We start from the raw sequence: 16,890 nt of genomic DNA on the forward strand, positions 1-16,890 counted from the left end.
CACTGCCGCACTTGCCCGTTACTCCGCTTCCTGCGGCATCAACCATCCGCGGACCCGGCGGAACAGCTGTTCCTGCTCCGCTGCCTTGTCCCCTGGCATGGCAATCAGCGACAGCTGGCGGTACTGGCTGTCCTTCTCACGCTTGCTGGCCTGCAGGCGCAGCTTGGCTGCGTTCTGGTCGCGGGTGCGGGTGACGAAGTAAATGTCGGCGGTCGACACCTTGAGTGTCGGCACCAGCGCTTGCAGGTCATGCTCGACGCGTGCCGGTGTCTGCGCCGAGACCAGCACCAGTTTCTGAACCTGCGGTGGCTGCTTCTCGCTCACGTAGCGTGCCGCCCAATACGCGCCGCTACCGTGCCCGATCAGCACGATGCTGTGGGCGTTCTGCTGTTGGGCGAAGGCCACGGCGGCATCGAGGCGGGCATTGATGCGCGTGGCGTCGGCCTCGTCGTTCTGTTCGTCGGCCTGTACCGCATCGGTGCCCTGCGCGGTGTCGGCATCGGCAGCGGTGGCCTGGGCGACGTTGGCGTTGGCGTCGTCCGGCGTATCCTTGGCCGGAGCGCTGGCGCCCTTGCCCTGGTCCTTGGCGGGCTGCGCTGCCGGGGCGTCGGCGGCGCGCGCCTGGGGAGCATCGGCGAGCAGGTCGGGCAGGCTGATGCTCAGGCTGTGCCAGCCGACATCGGGGAACTTGCTGCGCAGTGGGCCGACGGCGTTGGGCCAGTCAGCGGTTTCGCCGGCACCAGGCACGATGATGACGGCACCCTTGGGGTTGCTGTCGTTGGCCGGCTTCCACAGGGCGAGGAAGTTTTCGCCATCGGCCTGCAAGGTCTTCTGTTCGGCCTTGGGTACCAGGCGTTCGAGGGCCTGTGCGTCTTCCTGGCTGCGCTCGTTCAGCGGTGCACGAACGGCAGCGGTTTCGGCCGCCGTGGCAGGTTTGTCGGGGTCGGCGGCGTGGGCCGCGAGCGGTAGTGCCGAGGCCAGGCAGAACATGGCCAGCGTCGTGCGATAAAGTATGAACATGGATCAACCCAAGGCCAGAATGATACCGGCAGCCTAATAGTATTTGCCCGCGACGGCCACGCAGGTGACCGTCATTGCCAAGACGAGCGTATCGATGAAGCGAATGCGTTGCCTGTGGGTTATCGGCTGGTTGTGGCTGCCCTTGATTGCCCTGGGCCAGGCCCAGGTTGCGCCGGTGGTGCTGGAGCCTGCCCAGCAGCAATGGCTGGACGGCCACCGCAGCCTGCGCGTCGGGCTGGTGCTGCAGGCGCCCTACGCTCAGTTCGACCGCCGCCTGCAGCAATTGTACGGGGCCAACGTCGACCTGGTGAGCTGGCTGGGACGCGCGCTCGACCTGGACCTGACCTGGCGCAACTTCCCGGATCAGGCTGCCCTGGAGCACGCGCTGCAGGCCGGCGAGATCGACTTTGCACCCGGCCTGACCCAGACCCCGGCCAGCCTGCGGCTGTGGCTGTTCAGCGACCCGTACATGCGCGTACCGCAGCTGGTGGTGGGCTTGCGCAGCGCAGCGCGAGCGGTGGACCTGGAGCAACTCGGCGCCGCCGACCGGGTGGCGGTGCGCATGCCGGGGATGCTCGCCGACTACCTGCGCGGCAACTACTCCAACCTCAACCTGCAGGGCGTGCCCAACGAACGCGAGGCGTTGCAATGGGTGCTGGGTGGTCAGGTGAGCTATGCCGTGCTGGACGAGGCGCAGCTCAGCCGTCTGTCGCGCGAAAGCGAATTCGGCGACATGGTGGTGGTGGGGGATATCGGCCTGCCACAGTTGCTGCGTATCGGCTCGCGGCGCGACTGGCCGCTGCTGGCCGATGTCCTGGAACGTGGCCTGCAGGCAATGCCGGCCAAGGAGCTGGAACAGCTCCACCAGCGCTGGTTGCAGCCCCGTTATTCGCGCCTGGGCGAGTCGGCGGGCTTCTGGCAGAACCTGGCTCTGCTGTTCGGCCTTCTGCTGCTCTGTGCCCTGGCCACGCTGGTGATGCAGCGCCGTCAACAGCGCCGTCTGGAGCGGGGCTTGCTGGCGGCGCGTGAGAGCCTGGTGGAGCGTCAGGCTCGCGAGGAGGCGCTACGCCTGAGCCAGTTCTCCATCGACCAGAGCACCGTCGGTATCCTCTGGGTGCACTGGGACAGCCATGTGCGCTACGCCAACCATGCCGCCGAACGCATGCTCGGGTTTGCCGAAGGCCGACTGCTCGAGCGGCCACTGATCGATATCGAACCCAACCTGCATATGGACCGCTGGTTGCAGCTGTGGAAGCGCGCGCGAGCGGGTGACAGCGAGATACAGGCATTCGAGACCCAGTGCCGGCGGGTCGATGGCAGCCTGCTGCCGGTGGAACTGTCGCTGAGCTTCCTGCGTTTTCGCGATGCCGAATACCTGGTTGTGTTCATCACCGACGTCACCGAGCGCCGCCGCGCCCTCGCCGCCCTGCGCGAGAGCGAGGCGCGGCTCAAGGGTATTGCCGGCAACGTGCCGGGGCTGGTGTTTCGCCTGGAGCGCGATCCGGCGGAGGGCGAGCCGGAGTTCCCCTATGTCAGCGAGGGCAGCGAGGCGCTGGTCGGTTACGCGCCGGCCGAGATCCAGCATGCCGACATGGGCCTGCGCAACCTGGTCCATCCCGACGACCGCGCCGATTATCACCGGGTCCAGGACCTGGCCCTGGCCAACGACCGGGACTGGTCGTGGCAAGGGCGCATCCTCACTCGCGAGGGCGAGCAGCGCTGGGCCGACATCAAGGCCAGCGCCCGGCGCCAGGCCGATGGCCGCGTGGTGTGGGACGGTGTCGTCTGGGACATCACCCAGAGCAAGCGGGTCGAGCTGGCGCTGGCGCGTTCCCAGGAGCAACTGCGCGAGCTGTCGGCGCACCTGGAGAGCGTGCGCGAGGAAGAGAAGGCGCGTATCGCCCGCGAAGTGCACGACGAGCTTGGGCAGATGCTCACCGTACTCAAGCTGGAGGTGTCGATGTGCGAGTTGGCCTATGCCGCGCTCGACCCCGGGCTGGACGAGCGGCTCGCCAGCATGAAGCGCCTGATCGCCCAGTTGTTCCAGCTGGTCCGCGACGTGGCGACTGCGCTGCGCCCGCCGATCCTCGATGCCGGGATCGCCTCGGCGATCGAGTGGCAGGCCCGCCGCTTCGAAGCGCGTACGCAGATTCCCTGCCTGGTGCAGGTGCCGGATCATCTGCCAGCATTGAGCGATGCCAAGGCCACCGGCCTGTTTCGTATCCTGCAGGAGGCGCTGACCAACGTCATGCGGCATGCCCGGGCGCATACGGTGCAGATCGAGCTCAGGCTCGAAGGCGACCACCTGCGCATGACGGTGATCGATGACGGCGCCGGTTTCAGCCCTGAACAGGCACGACCCAGTTCGTTCGGTCTGGTGGGCATGCGTGAGCGCGTATTGATGCTGGGCGGCAGCGTGAGCCTGGAAAGCGAGCCGGGCGAGGGCACCAGCCTGAGCGTGGCGATCCCCCTGGATTAGGAGAAACACCGTGATTCGAGTGCTGGTGGCCGAAGACCACACTATCGTCCGTGAAGGCATCAAGCAGCTGATTGGTCTGGCCAGGGACATGCAGGTAGCAGGCGAGGCCGGCAACGGTGAGCAGTTGCTGGAAACCCTGCGCCATACGCCCTGCGAGGTGGTGCTGCTGGATATCTCGATGCCGGGCGTCAACGGCCTGGAAGCGATTCCGCGGATTCGCGCATTGAGCAGCCCGCCGGCCATCCTGGTGCTGTCGATGCACGACGAAGCGCAGATGGCGGCACGCGCGCTCAAGGCGGGGGCGGCGGGCTATGCGACCAAGGATAGCGACCCGGCGCTGCTGCTGACCGCGATCCGCCGCGTCGCCGGTGGCGGGCGCTACATCGACCCAGCGCTGGCCGACCGTATGGTCTTCGAGGTGGGCCTGACCGAGACCCGGCCGCTGCACACGCTGCTGTCGGAACGTGAGTTTTCGGTGTTCGAGCGCCTGGCCCAGGGTGCCAACGTCAACGACATCGCCCAGCAACTGGCGCTGTCGAGCAAGACCATCAGCACCCACAAGGCGCGGTTGATGCAGAAGCTCAAGGTCAACTCGCTGGCGGAGCTGGTGAAGTATGCGATGGAGCACAAGCTGGTCTGATTGCGACATGCATCTGTGAGGGCGGGCTTGCCCGCGAAAGATCCCTGCCTGTCGATCACTGTGTCTGTGTGGACCTCTTCGCGGGCAAGCCCGCTCCCACAGGGTTGGAGGTGTCGGGGTGAGGAGTATTCCAATCGCGTCATCTTTGTAGGGCAATCCCTACAACAACTCTTCCATCCGGATGATGACATTCTCTCAGCGCCCCCGATTTCCGGAGCTTTGCCGTTCTTCTAGCCTGTTGCCTACGCAGTCATTCCAACAAGAAGGTGCAGGGCATGAGCGAGGCGAATTCGAACGAGACGCTGGTCAGCTTCCGTGGTGTGCAGAAGAGCTACGACGGCGAATCGCTGATCGTCAAGGACCTCAACCTCGACATCCGCAAAGGCGAGTTCCTCACCCTGCTCGGTCCTTCCGGTTCGGGCAAGACCACCAGCCTGATGATGCTGGCCGGCTTCGAGACGCCCACCGCCGGCGAGATCCAGCTGGCCGGACGCTCGATCAACAACGTGCCGCCGCACAAGCGTGACATCGGCATGGTGTTCCAGAATTACGCGCTGTTCCCGCACATGACCGTGGCCGAGAACCTGGCCTTTCCCCTGAGCGTGCGCAACCTGAGCAAGACCGACATCAGCGAACGGGTCAAGCGCGTGCTCAACATGGTCCAGCTCGACAGCTTCGCCAAGCGCTATCCCGGCCAGCTCTCGGGTGGCCAGCAGCAGCGCGTGGCGCTGGCGCGGGCACTGGTGTTCGAGCCGCAGCTGGTGCTGATGGACGAGCCGCTCGGCGCGCTGGACAAGCAACTGCGCGAGCACATGCAGATGGAGATCAAGCACATCCACCAGCGTCTGGGCGTGACCGTGGTCTACGTGACCCACGACCAGGGCGAGGCGCTGACCATGTCCGACCGCGTGGCGGTGTTCCATCAGGGCGAGATCCAGCAGATCGCCGACCCGCGCACCCTCTACGAAGAACCCGCCAACACCTTCGTCGCCAACTTCATCGGCGAGAACAACCGCATCAACGGCACCCTGCTGGCGCGCGACGGCGAGCGCTGCCAGGTGCAGCTGGCGCGGGGTGAGAAGGTCCAGGCGCTGGCGGTGAACGTCGGCCAGGCCGGCGAGCCGGTGACCCTGTCGATCCGCCCCGAACGCGTGCGCCTCAATGGCCGCAGCGAGCATTGCGTCAACCGCTTCTCCGGCCGCGTGGCCGAGTTCATCTACCTGGGCGACCACGTGCGGGTGCGCCTGGAAGTCTGCGGCAAGGCCGACTTCTTCGTGAAGCAGCCGATCGCCGAACTCGACCCGGCCCTGGCCGTGGGCGATGTGGTACCGCTTGGCTGGGAGGTCGAGCACGCCCGCGCGCTCGATCCGATTGCCCTGGCCCATTGATGGACTGCTTCACCAACCCTGTACTGTGGAGAGAATAATAATGCACAAGCAGCTGAAACTGACCGCCCTGGCCCTGGGGCTGTTCACCGCAGGCCAGGCCCTGGCGGCGGACCTGACCGTGGTGTCCTTCGGCGGTGCCAACAAGGCGGCGCAGGTCAAGGCGTTCTACGAGCCATGGGAGAAGGCCGGCAAGGGCAAGATCGTCGCCGGGGAGTACAACGGCGAGATGGCCAAGGTCAAAGCCATGGTCGACACCAACAGCGTGTCGTGGAACCTGGTGGAAGTGGAATCGCCGGAACTGGCCCGTGGTTGCGACGAAGGCATGTTCGAAGAACTCGACCCGGCGCTGTTCGGCAACGAGTCGGACTACGTGAAGGGCGCCATCCAGCCGTGCGGCGTGGGTTTCTTCGTCTGGTCGACGGTGCTGGCGTACAACGCCGACAAGCTCAAGACCGCCCCCACCAGCTGGGCCGATTTCTGGGACACCAGGAAATTCCCCGGCAAGCGCGGCCTGCGCAAAGGCGCCAAGTACACCCTCGAGTTTGCCCTGATGGCCGACGGTGTCGCACCCAAGGATGTGTACCAGGTGCTGGGCACCAAGGAAGGCGTGGACCGCGCCTTCAAGAAACTCGACGAGCTCAAGCCGAGCATCCAGTGGTGGGAGGCCGGCGCCCAGCCGCCGCAGTACCTGGCCTCGGGTGACGTGGTCATGAGCTCGGCCTACAACGGCCGCATTGCTGCAGTGCAAAAAGAGAGCAACCTCAAGGTCGTGTGGAACGGCGGCATCTACGACTTCGACGCCTGGGCCATCCCGAAAGGCGCCAAGGACGCGGAAGAGGCGAAGAAATTCATCGCCTACAGCGTGCAGCCCGAACAGCAGAAGACCTACTCCGAGAACATCGCCTACGGCCCGGCCAATACCAAGGCGGTGAGCCTGCTGTCGGACGCGGTGAAGAAAGATATGCCGACCACGCCCGAGAACATCGCCAACCAGGTGCAGATCGACGTGGCCTTCTGGGCTGACAACAGCGAGCAGCTGGAACAACGCTTCAACGCCTGGGCGGCGAAGAAGTAACCCGCGCTGTCGGAGCGCCGCCCCGGGCGGCGGCGCTTCCCGTTTTCCTGGTTTTCGGAGTTCGCCATGGCCATTGCAGTGCCCCTCAACGAAGGCGCCGGTCCAAGTCTCAAGCAGCGCCTCAAGCGTGCCGAGCGGGTCAACCGCTGGAAGGCCCAGGCGCTGATCGCGCCGCTGGCGCTGTTTCTTCTGCTGGTGTTCCTGGTGCCGATCGCAGCGTTGCTGTACAAGAGCGTCGGCAACCCGGAAGTGGTCGGTGGCCTGCCGCGTACCGTCGAGATGATCGGCCAGTGGGATGGCAAGAGCCTGCCGGGCGAGAACGTCTACAAGGCCCTGAGCGAAGACCTGGCCGAGTCGCGTCGCAACCAGACCCTGGGCGATACCTCCAAGCGCCTGAACATGGAGCTGGCCGGCTACCGCAGCCTGCTTGCCAAGACCGCGCGCGCCTTGCCGTTCAAGAACGAGCCGGCCTCCTACAAGGACGCGCTGCAGCAACTCGACGAGCGCTGGGGCGACCCGGCCTACTGGCAGGCGATCCGGCGCAACACCAGCAGCGTCACCTCGTTCTACCTGCTGGCGTCGGTGGACCACCGCATCGACGACCTTGGCGAGATCGCCAGGACCACTCCCGACCAGGCCATCTACCTGGACATCTTCGCCCGTACCCTGTGGATGGGTGTGGTGATCACCGTGATCTGCCTGGTGCTGGCCTATCCACTGGCCTACCTGCTGGCCAACCTGCCGACGCGGCAGAGCAACCTGCTGATGATCCTGGTGCTGCTGCCGTTCTGGACCTCGATCCTGGTGCGGGTGGCGGCGTGGATCGTGCTGCTGCAGTCGGGCGGGCTGATCAACAGCGCGCTGATGGCCACGGGCATCATCGATCAGCCGTTGGAGCTGGTGTTCAACCGCACCGGTGTCTACATCTCCATGGTGCACATCCTGCTGCCGTTCATGATCCTGCCGCTGTACAGCGTGATGAAGGGCATCTCGCCGAGCTACATGCGTGCGGCGATCTCGCTGGGCTGCCATCCGTTCGCCAGCTTCTGGCGGGTGTACTTCCCGCAGACCTACGCCGGTGTCGGTGCCGGCTGCCTGCTGGTGTTCATCCTCGCCATCGGCTACTACATCACCCCGGCGCTGCTCGGCAGCCCGAACGACCAGATGGTCAGCTACTTCGTCGCCTTCTACACCAACACCAGCATCAACTGGGGCATGGCCACCGCCCTGGGCGGGTTGCTGCTGCTGGCGACCGTGCTGCTGTACCTGATCTATAGCTGGCTGGTCGGTGCCAGCCGCCTGCGCCTGAGCTGAGGAACCTTGTCATGCCGAGCCCTTACATGTCGCCCGTGGAGCGGGTCTGGTTCTACAGCCTGCGCATTCTCTGCGGCCTGATCCTGCTGTTCCTGGTGCTGCCAGTGCTGGTGATCATTCCGCTGTCGTTCAACAGCGGCAGCTTCCTGGTGTACCCGTTGCAGGGCTTTTCGCTGCAGTGGTACCAGGACTTCTTCGGCTCCGCCGAGTGGATGCGCGCGCTGAAGAACAGCATCATCGTCGCCCCGGCGGCGACGGTGCTGGCCATGGTGTTCGGCACCCTGGCGGCGATCGGCCTGACCCGCGGCGACTTCCCCGGCAAGTCGCTGGTGATGGCGCTGGTGATTTCGCCGATGGTGGTGCCGGTGGTGATCATCGGTGTGGCCAGCTACCTGTTCTTTGCGCCGCTGGGCATGGGCAACAGTTTCATTTCGCTGATCCTGGTGCATGCGGTGCTGGGGGTGCCGTTCGTGATCATCACCGTGTCGGCGACCCTGCAGGGCTTCAACTACAACCTGGTGCGCGCTGCGGCCAGCCTCGGTGCCTCGCCACTGTTGGCCTTCCGTCGGGTAACCCTGCCGCTGATTGCGCCGGGGGTGATCTCCGGGGCACTGTTCGCCTTTGCCACCTCGTTCGATGAAGTGGTGGTGACGCTGTTCCTCGCCGGCCCCGAGCAGGCGACCCTGCCGCGCCAGATGTTCAGCGGCATTCGCGAGAACCTGAGCCCGACCATCGCGGCGGCGGCCACGCTGCTGATCGCCTTCTCGGTGATCCTGCTGCTGACCCTGGAATGGTTGCGCGGGCGCAGCGAGAAGATGCGGACCCAGCAGCCGGCCTGATCCTGCAGGTACAACGCTGCTCTCGTGAACGGCGGGGCACCTGTGGGAGCAGGCTTGCCCCGCGATGAGGGCGGTACAGGCAACCCTGGTTCCGTGCACCGTTCGACACCGATTGATACCGATCAGCCCCCATCCACTTCCCTGGGTTACAATGCGCGCCACCGTGATTTCCACCACATAGGTGCGCCATGCAGCCCTACGCTATTGCCCCCTCCATTCTTTCCGCCGATTTCGCCCGCCTGGGCGAGGACGTCGACAAGGTTCTGGCCGCCGGGGCCGACATCGTTCACTTCGATGTCATGGACAACCACTACGTGCCCAACCTGACCATCGGCCCGATGGTCTGCACGGCACTGCGCAAGTACGGCGTGACCGCGCCGATCGACGTGCACCTGATGGTCAGCCCGGTCGACCGCATCATCGGCGACTTCATCGAGGCCGGCGCCACCTACATCACCTTCCACCCGGAAGCCTCGCAACACATCGACCGTTCGCTGCAACTGATCAAGGACGGTGGCTGCAAGGCCGGCCTGGTGTTCAACCCGGCGACCAGCCTGGACGCGCTGAAATACGTGATGGACAAGGTCGACATGGTCCTGCTGATGAGCGTCAACCCGGGCTTCGGCGGGCAGAAGTTCATCCCCGGTACCCTCGACAAGCTGCGCGAGGCCCGTGCGCTGATCGATGCCAGTGGGCGTGATATCCGCCTGGAGATCGATGGCGGCGTCAACGTCGGCAACATCCGCGAAATCGCCGCCGCTGGCGCCGACACCTTCGTGGCAGGCTCGGCGATCTTCAACGCCCCGGACTACCAGGAAGTGATTGCCAAGATGCGCGCCGAACTGGCCCTGGCCCGCCGATGAGTGGCTTCGAGCAGCTGTTTCCAGGGACGCTGCCCAGGCTGGTGATGTTCGATCTGGACGGCACCTTGATCGATTCGGTACCTGACCTGGCCGCCGCCGTGGACCGCATGCTGCTCGAACTCGGCCGCCCGCCCGCCGGGCTGGACGCTGTGCGCCAGTGGGTGGGCAACGGCGCCGAGGTGCTGGTGCGCCGCGCCCTGGCCAGCGGCATCGAGCACGACGCCGTCGATGCGCAACTGGCCGAGCGTGCGCTGGCACTGTTCATGGAAGCCTATGCCCAAAGCCATGAGCTGACCGTGGTCTACCCCGGGGTGCGCGACACCCTGCGTTGGCTGCGCAAGCAGGGCGTGGAGATGGCGCTGATCACCAACAAGCCCGAGCGCTTCGTCGGCCCGCTGCTGGACCAGATGAAGATCGGCCGTTACTTCCGCTGGATCATCGGCGGCGACACTCTGCCACAGAAAAAGCCCGATCCCGCAGCGCTGCTGTTCGTCATGAAGATGGCCGGCATTTCGCCCGAGCAATCGCTGTTCGTCGGCGACTCGCGCAGTGACGTACAGGCGGCCAGGGCGGCCGGCGTCAAGAGCGTCGGCCTGACCTACGGCTACAACCACGGGCGGCCGATCGACGAGGAGTCGCCCAGCCTGGTACTCGACGATCTACGCCTGCTGCTGCCCGGTTGCTTAGTCACCGACACTGGGATAACGTGGGCGGACCTTCAAGCCTCCCAAGACAGAGACTCCACTGTGAGTGTTACCGGCAAATTCTGGATGAAAGTCATCAAGGCCCTGGCCCGTTGGCGCTGGCGCGCCTGACTCCCGCTCGCCGGCGCCCGCCGGCCCGTCCGCTTGCCCGACCCCATTGCTGCTTGCCACGAGGCTACCCATGACCCGCGAAGAATTCCTGCGCCTGGCCGCTGCCGGCTACAACCGCATTCCCCTGGCCTGCGAAACCCTGGCCGACTTCGACACGCCGCTGTCGATCTACCTGAAGCTTGCCGACCAGGCCAACTCCTATCTGCTCGAGTCCGTCCAGGGCGGGGAGAAGTGGGGGCGCTACTCGATGATCGGCCTGCCGTCGCGCACGGTGATGCGTGTGCATGGCTATCAGGTGAGCATCCTGCAGGATGACGTCGAGGTGGAAAGCCACGAGGTCGAGGATCCGCTGGCCTTCGTCGAGTCGTTCAAGGACCGCTACAAAGTCGCCGACATTCCTGGCCTGCCGCGTTTCAACGGTGGCCTGGTCGGGTACTTCGGCTACGACTGCGTGCGTTATGTCGAGAAGCGCCTGGGCGCCAGCCCGAATCCGGATCCGCTGGGCGTACCGGATATCCTGCTGATGGTCTCCGACGCAGTGGTGGTGTTCGACAACCTGGCCGGCAAGATGCATGCGATCGTGCTGGTCGACCCGTCCGAGGAGCAGGCCTTCGAGCAGGGCAAGGCGCGCCTGGACGGCTTGCTGGAGAAACTGCGCCAGCCGATCACGCCGCGCCGCGGCCTGGACCTCAGCGGGCCGATGGCCGCCGAGCCCGAATTCCGCTCCAGCTACACCCGGGACGACTACGAGAATGCGGTCGGCCGGATCAAGGAGTACATCCTCGCTGGCGACTGCATGCAGGTGGTGCCGTCGCAGCGCATGTCCATCGACTTCAAGGCTGCGCCCATCGACCTGTATCGTGCGCTGCGCTGCTTCAACCCGACGCCCTACATGTACTTCTTCAACTTCGGCGACTTCCACGTCGTCGGCAGTTCGCCGGAAGTGCTGGTGCGGGTCGAGGACAACCTGGTCACGGTGCGTCCGATCGCCGGTACCCGCCCGCGCGGCGCCAACGAGGAAGCCGACCGGGCGCTGGAAGACGACCTGCTGTCGGACGACAAGGAAATCGCCGAGCACCTGATGCTGATCGACCTGGGGCGCAACGATGTGGGGCGCGTGTCGTCCACCGGCAGCGTGCGCCTGACCGAGAAGATGGTGATCGAGCGTTATTCGAACGTGATGCACATCGTCTCCAACGTCACCGGCGAGCTGGCCGAGGGGCTGACGGCGATGGACGCCCTGCGCGCGATCCTGCCGGCCGGTACCTTGTCGGGTGCGCCGAAGATCCGGGCCATGGAGATCATCGACGAGCTGGAGCCGGTCAAGCGTGGCGTCTACGGTGGTGCGGTGGGGTACTTTGCCTGGAACGGCAACATGGACACCGCCATCGCCATCCGTACCGCAGTGATCAAGGACGGCGAACTGCATGTCCAGGCCGGTGGCGGCATCGTTGCCGACTCGGTGCCGGCACTGGAGTGGGAAGAGACCATCAACAAGCGCCGGGCGATGTTCCGCGCGGTGGCGCTGGCCGAGCAGACGCCACGCGGCTGACGGAAGAAGAAACGGCGCTCTGGTGAGCGCCGTTTTTGGTGGATGCATGTGAGGGGCTGCTGCGCAGCCCATCACGGGGCAAGCCCGCTCCTACAGATTCATCGCGATTTCCTCTAGAAGTCCAGGCTCAAGGCCAGGCTCACCCCCTGCTGCGTCAACTCATCGCTCTTGCGCCAGTTGTAGTTCCCTCGCAGGTTCACCCCCGGCACCAGTTCATGACTGAGGCCCAGGCTCGCTCGGGTCAGGTTGCTGTGCGGCGTGTAGCCGGCCAGGGTGAAGTCGTTGCCCGGCAGGGTGGTCAGGTGCATGGTCAGGTCCTGGCGGTCGTCCTCGAACTCGTGCTCGCGCGCCACCTCGGCGAACAACCGCGTGCCCGGCAGCACCTGCACACTGCCCAGCAGGCCCGCGCCCAGGCGCCGCGACTTGCGCTCCTGATCGTCGAAGGCCAGCGCCGTCGAGCGTCCGCTCTTCTCGTCATAGCCATCGATCTTGACCCGCGCATAGTCGGCGCTGATGAACGGTGCCAGTTGCCAGGCGCTTTCGTCGGCAGCCAGGTTGTAGCCCAGTCGCCCGCTGATCGCCCAGGCCTCGCCGTCGGTGTCGCCCTTCTCGGTGCGTTCGCTGGCGCCAAGGGCAAAGCTTCGCTTGAGGTCGCTGTAGTCCAGGTGACCAGCGGTCAGCGCTGCGTCGGCCCACCAGCGGTTCTGGCGGAACTGGGCGAAGGCGCTGGCCAGGTAGCTGTCGAGCTTGTAGTCGGAGTCTTGCTGGCCTGCTTCCAGTTTCTGCCGGTAGACACCTGCCGCCAAACCGACGCGCCAGGCGTCATCGAGCCGGTAGCTGCCACCCAGGGTCAGGTTGTAGCCGCGGCCGTCGCCACTGGCCGAACTGCGCTGGCTGCCGAAGTCCAGGTCCTGGGCGCCGGTGGCGACGAAGGCCTGCCACTGGCCCACCGCTTGCCAGGGCGTCTGCCACTGGTTGCGCAGCTCATCCTGATGGGCGCGCAGGCTGGCGTGGGCCATTTCCGGGAGCAAGGTCAGCTCCCAGGGCGCGGCGAGGATGGAGTAGGCGTAGTCGGCGATCAGTTGCTGGCCGGCAATGGTCGGGTGCACCGAGTCGTTGAACAGCAGGCGGGTCGGGTCAGGGTTGCTGCCGTTGGCGCCGTAGACCGGGTTCTGCACGCAGCCGTCGCCGCTGTAGCAGGTACCGACCAGGTTCTGGTCGGCGGCCAGGCCGAATTCCGCCGGGCTGCGCAGGGCCTCGCCGAGCAGGGTGGGGATGTTCAGCGGGATGATTTCAGCGTCGATCTGGCGCAGTTGGTTGAGCAGCGACTGGTTGAACACCCCCGAGAGCTGCGACAGCGGGCCTTGCTGCGGGGTGCCGCTGAAGTTCGGGGTCTGCCCCAGGTCGGGCAGCAGCCATACCATGATGTAGCGCGCGCCGCCCTGTTGCAGGGCCTGGGCACTGGCGGCGAGGCGCGCGCCTGCGGCGGCGGCATCAGCGGCGCTGTTGACTCGGCCCTGAAGGAAGTCGTTGCCGCCGCCGGTGATGTAGTAGAGGGCATTCGGGTCGGCCCGCATGCCATTGGCCAGGTAGCCCGGGCGTTCGCGCAGTACTGCTCCGGCTCCCGGGTTGCCCGGTGGTACGACCAGCTCGGAAGTGTCGGTGATGGAGTTCAGGATCTGGTCGGTGCGGTAGCCGCCGACTGCCCAGTTGTTGCCGTCCGGACGAGTTCCCAGGGAGGTCGATGGGTTGAGCTGGTCCGGGTCGATGCCGAGCCGGCCGCCGAGAATCATCGGTGACACCGGGGCGAAATTGCCATTGGCATCGCGGTTGGTGAAGCGCCGACCCTCTGTACCGCCGGTCAGGTCGGGAAACTGTCCGGCATCGCTGAGGCTGTCGCCGAACACGATCAGCGAAGAGTAGGGCGAAGGCGCCGCCATCGCCTGGCTGCAGGCGAGGGTGAGCAGGCACAGGGTGGTGCGCAGGAAGGGTGGCTGTCGCATGTCTGAAGTTCCGTTTCGTTGTTTTTATGAGGACGAGCTAGAAGACCTTAGCAAAAAAGCGGGAACGGGTTCCAAGTCCGTTCGTTTGCCGGTAATTACGGCGTATTGCGCCTGTCGCTGCGGTAGGCTACTGTGCCGGGACGTATGAGCGAGAACTACCCCGTGTTGATCGTCAGCAAACTCCTGATGCGCGTTATCAAGGCTCACGCCCGTTGGCGTTGGCGCGCCTGACTCTTTCTCCTGCCGGTCCTGTCCGGCCCGCCCCCGTTTGCCCTCCTGTCGTTCCATCATCGCCGTCGCGGCATCTGCGCGCTCACGGCCGGCGCAGGAAGGCTCGAAAGCAAAGTCAGTAGATTCAAGAGGTTGCCCCAGATGTTACTGATGATCGACAACTACGACTCCTTCACCTACAACGTCGTCCAGTACCTCGGCGAGTTGGGTGCCGAGGTCAAGGTCATTCGCAACGATGAAATGACCATCGCCCAGATCGAAGCGTTGAACCCCGAGCGCATCGTCGTCTCGCCCGGCCCATGCACGCCGAGCGAAGCCGGTGTCTCCATCGAGGCCATCCTGCATTTTGCCGGCAAGCTGCCGATCCTCGGCGTGTGCCTGGGCCACCAGTCCATCGGCCAGGCCTACGGCGGCGACGTGGTGCGTGCGCGCCAGGTGATGCACGGCAAGACCAGCCCGGTGTTCCACCGTGACCTGGGCGTGTTCGCCGGCCTGAACAACCCGCTGACCGTCACCCGCTACCATTCGCTGGTGGTCAAGCGCGAAACCCTGCCGGACTGCCTGGAAGTCACCGCCTGGACCGCCCACGAAGACGGTTCGGTCGACGAGATCATGGGCCTGCGCCACAAGACCCTGAACATCGAAGGGGTGCAGTTCCACCCCGAGTCCATCCTCACCGAGCAGGGCCACGAGCTGTTCGCCAACTTCCTCAAGCAGACCGGCGGCCGCCGTTAAGGATCGATCATGGATATCAAGAGCGCGCTGAGCCGCATCGTCGGCCACCTGGACCTGTCTACCGAAGAAATGCGCGATGTCATGCGCCAGATCATGACCGGGCAGTGCAGTGAAGCGCAGATCGGCGCCTTCCTCATGGGCATGCGCATGAAGAGCGAAAGCATCGACGAGATCGTCGGCGCCGTCTCGGTGATGCGCGAGCTGGCCGACAAGGTCGAACTGCCAAGCCTCGACGGTGTGGTCGATATCGTCGGCACGGGCGGTGACGGTGCCAACATCTTCAACGTTTCCACGGCCTCGGCCTTCGTCCTGGCCGCCGCCGGTTGCCCGGTGGCCAAGCACGGTAACCGTGCGGTGTCCGGCAAGAGCGGCAGCGCCGACCTGCTGGAAGCGGCCGGCATCTACCTGAACCTGACGCCGGTTCAGGTGGCCCGCTGCATCGACAGCCTGGGCATCGGCTTCATGTTCGCCCAGACCCACCACAGCGCAATGAAGCACGCCGCAGGTCCCCGTCGTGACCTGGGCCTGCGCACCCTGTTCAACATGCTCGGCCCGCTTACGAATCCGGCCGGAGTGAAGCACCAGGTGGTCGGCGTGTTCACCCAGGCCCTGTGCCGCCCGCTGGCTGAAGTGCTGCAGCGCCTGGGCAGCAAGCATGTGCTGGTGGTGCATTCCAAGGATGGCCTGGACGAGTTCAGCCTGGCTGCGCCGACCTTCGTCGCGGAGCTGAAGAAAGGTGAGATCAGCGAGTATTGGGTCGAGCCCGAAGACCTCGGCATGAAAAGCCAGAGCCTGCATGGCCTGGCGGTGGATGATCCACAGGCTTCGCTGGCGCTGATCCGTGATGCGCTGGGCCGGCGCAAGACCGAGAACGGTCAGAAGGCTGCCGAAATGATCGTGCTCAACGCAGGCGCAGCGCTGTATGCCGCCGACCACGCGATGAGCCTGAAATCGGGCGTCGAACTCGCCCACGACGTATTGCACACCGGCCTTGCCTGGGAGAAGCTCCAGGAACTGGGCGCCTTTACCGCGGTATTCAAGCAGGAGAACGGAGCATGAGCGTACCGACGGTGCTGGAAAGAATCATCGCCCGCAAGTTCCAGGAAGTGGCCGAGCGCAGTGCGCGCGTGAACCTTGGCGAACTCGAGCGTCTGGCCAAGGCGGCCGATGCCCCGCGTGGCTTTGCCAACGCCCTGATCGAGCAGGCCAGGCGCAAGCAGCCGGCGGTCATCGCTGAAATCAAGAAGGCGTCGCCGAGCAAGGGCGTGATTCGCGAGCACTTCGTGCCTGCGGAAATTGCGGTCAGCTACGAGAAGGGTGGCGCCACCTGCCTGTCGGTGCTCACCGACGTGGATTACTTCCAGGGCGCTGACGAATACCTGCAACAGGCCCGCGCCGCTGTGTCGTTGCCGGTGATCCGCAAGGACTTCATGGTCGATCCCTATCAGATCGTCGAAGCCCGTGCCCTGGGTGCCGACTGCGTTCTGCTGATCGTCTCGGCACTGGACGACGTGAAGATGGCTGAGCTGGCAGCCACCGCCAAGGACGTCGGCCTCGACGTGCTGGTCGAGGTGCACGATGGCGATGAGCTCGAGCGTGCGCTGAAAACCCTCGACACACCGCTGGTGGGGGTCAACAACCGTAACCTGCACACCTTCGAAGTCAGCCTGGACACCACCCTCGACCTGCTGCCGCGCATCCCGCGCGACCGTCTGGCGATCACCGAGAGCGGCATCCTCAACCGCGCCGATGTGGAGCTGATGGAAATCAACGAGGTGTACTCGTTCCTGGTCGGCGAGGCTTTCATGCGCGCCGAACAGCCGGGGCTCGAGCTGCAGCGGTTGTTCTTCCCCGATCAGGTGAAGAAGACTGTTCAGCCTCTGGACTGATCGAAAACATGAAGCCGGCTTGATGCCGGCTTTTTTGTATGACTGTT

The 16,890-nt window shown here is 65.2% G+C and carries 14 protein-coding genes; 12 read left to right on the forward strand and 2 right to left on the reverse strand.

The features are described from left to right. Window positions 1-18: 18 nt before the first annotated feature. A complete protein-coding gene (locus AC1TXO_RS02245; RefSeq protein WP_486404879.1) occupies window positions 19-1,020 on the reverse strand; it encodes an alpha/beta hydrolase family protein in 1,002 nt (333 codons plus the stop codon). Between the two features lie 94 nt (window positions 1,021-1,114). Here AC1TXO_RS02245 and AC1TXO_RS02250 point away from each other — a divergent pair, with 94 nt between their 5' ends. From AC1TXO_RS02250 to trpE, 9 genes are all read left to right on the forward strand, one after another. Further along, window positions 1,115-3,499, forward strand: coding sequence for a PAS domain-containing sensor histidine kinase (locus AC1TXO_RS02250; protein WP_486404880.1), 2,385 nt, complete (start codon window positions 1,115-1,117; stop codon window positions 3,497-3,499). 10 nt (window positions 3,500-3,509) lie between these two features. Then, window positions 3,510-4,139, forward strand: coding sequence for a response regulator (locus tag AC1TXO_RS02255; protein ID WP_486404881.1), 630 nt, complete (start codon window positions 3,510-3,512; stop codon window positions 4,137-4,139). 275 nt (window positions 4,140-4,414) lie between these two features. Next, window positions 4,415-5,527, forward strand: a complete 1,113-nt coding sequence (locus AC1TXO_RS02260) for an ABC transporter ATP-binding protein (protein WP_486404882.1) — start codon at window positions 4,415-4,417, stop codon at window positions 5,525-5,527. Between the two features lie 40 nt (window positions 5,528-5,567). Next, window positions 5,568-6,602 (forward strand): ABC transporter substrate-binding protein, encoded by a 1,035-nt coding sequence (locus AC1TXO_RS02265; RefSeq protein WP_486404883.1) that lies wholly within the window; start codon window positions 5,568-5,570, stop codon window positions 6,600-6,602. 66 nt (window positions 6,603-6,668) lie between these two features. After that, window positions 6,669-7,916: an ABC transporter permease gene (locus tag AC1TXO_RS02270; protein WP_486404884.1), complete on the forward strand. Its 1,248-nt coding sequence runs from the start codon at window positions 6,669-6,671 to the stop codon at window positions 7,914-7,916. An 11-nt stretch (window positions 7,917-7,927) separates the two neighbouring features. Beyond that, window positions 7,928-8,755, forward strand: a complete 828-nt coding sequence (locus tag AC1TXO_RS02275) for an ABC transporter permease (protein ID WP_486404885.1) — start codon at window positions 7,928-7,930, stop codon at window positions 8,753-8,755. Between the two features lie 188 nt (window positions 8,756-8,943). Further along, window positions 8,944-9,618: a ribulose-phosphate 3-epimerase gene (gene rpe, locus AC1TXO_RS02280; protein ID WP_486404886.1), complete on the forward strand. Its 675-nt coding sequence runs from the start codon at window positions 8,944-8,946 to the stop codon at window positions 9,616-9,618. Then, window positions 9,615-10,433 (forward strand): phosphoglycolate phosphatase, encoded by an 819-nt coding sequence (locus AC1TXO_RS02285; RefSeq protein WP_486404887.1) that lies wholly within the window; start codon window positions 9,615-9,617, stop codon window positions 10,431-10,433. The genes rpe and AC1TXO_RS02285 overlap by 4 nt, the downstream gene beginning before the upstream one ends. A 70-nt stretch (window positions 10,434-10,503) precedes the next feature. Next, a complete protein-coding gene (gene trpE, locus AC1TXO_RS02290; protein ID WP_486404888.1) occupies window positions 10,504-11,985 on the forward strand; it encodes an anthranilate synthase component I in 1,482 nt (493 codons plus the stop codon). Between the two features lie 113 nt (window positions 11,986-12,098). Here trpE and estP read toward each other — a convergent pair whose 3' ends face one another. After that, a complete protein-coding gene (estP, locus tag AC1TXO_RS02295) occupies window positions 12,099-13,988 on the reverse strand; it encodes an esterase EstP (RefSeq protein WP_486404889.1) in 1,890 nt (629 codons plus the stop codon). 372 nt (window positions 13,989-14,360) lie between these two features. Between estP and AC1TXO_RS02300 the strand changes: the two genes are divergently transcribed. From AC1TXO_RS02300 to trpC, 3 genes are read left to right on the forward strand one after another with little or no spacing between them, the layout of a single operon-like run. Then, window positions 14,361-14,954 carry an aminodeoxychorismate/anthranilate synthase component II gene (locus tag AC1TXO_RS02300; RefSeq protein ID WP_486404890.1) on the forward strand — a complete coding sequence of 198 codons (594 nt, stop codon included), beginning with the start codon at window positions 14,361-14,363 and terminating at the stop codon, window positions 14,952-14,954. 9 nt (window positions 14,955-14,963) lie between these two features. After that, window positions 14,964-16,013: an anthranilate phosphoribosyltransferase gene (gene trpD, locus AC1TXO_RS02305; protein WP_486404891.1), complete on the forward strand. Its 1,050-nt coding sequence runs from the start codon at window positions 14,964-14,966 to the stop codon at window positions 16,011-16,013. Next, window positions 16,010-16,843, forward strand: a complete 834-nt coding sequence (gene trpC / locus AC1TXO_RS02310; protein WP_486404892.1) for an indole-3-glycerol phosphate synthase TrpC — start codon at window positions 16,010-16,012, stop codon at window positions 16,841-16,843. The genes trpD and trpC overlap by 4 nt, the downstream gene beginning before the upstream one ends. The last annotated feature ends 47 nt before the right edge of the window (window positions 16,844-16,890 follow it).

Source organism: Pseudomonas sp. FA117 (assembly GCF_057370475.1).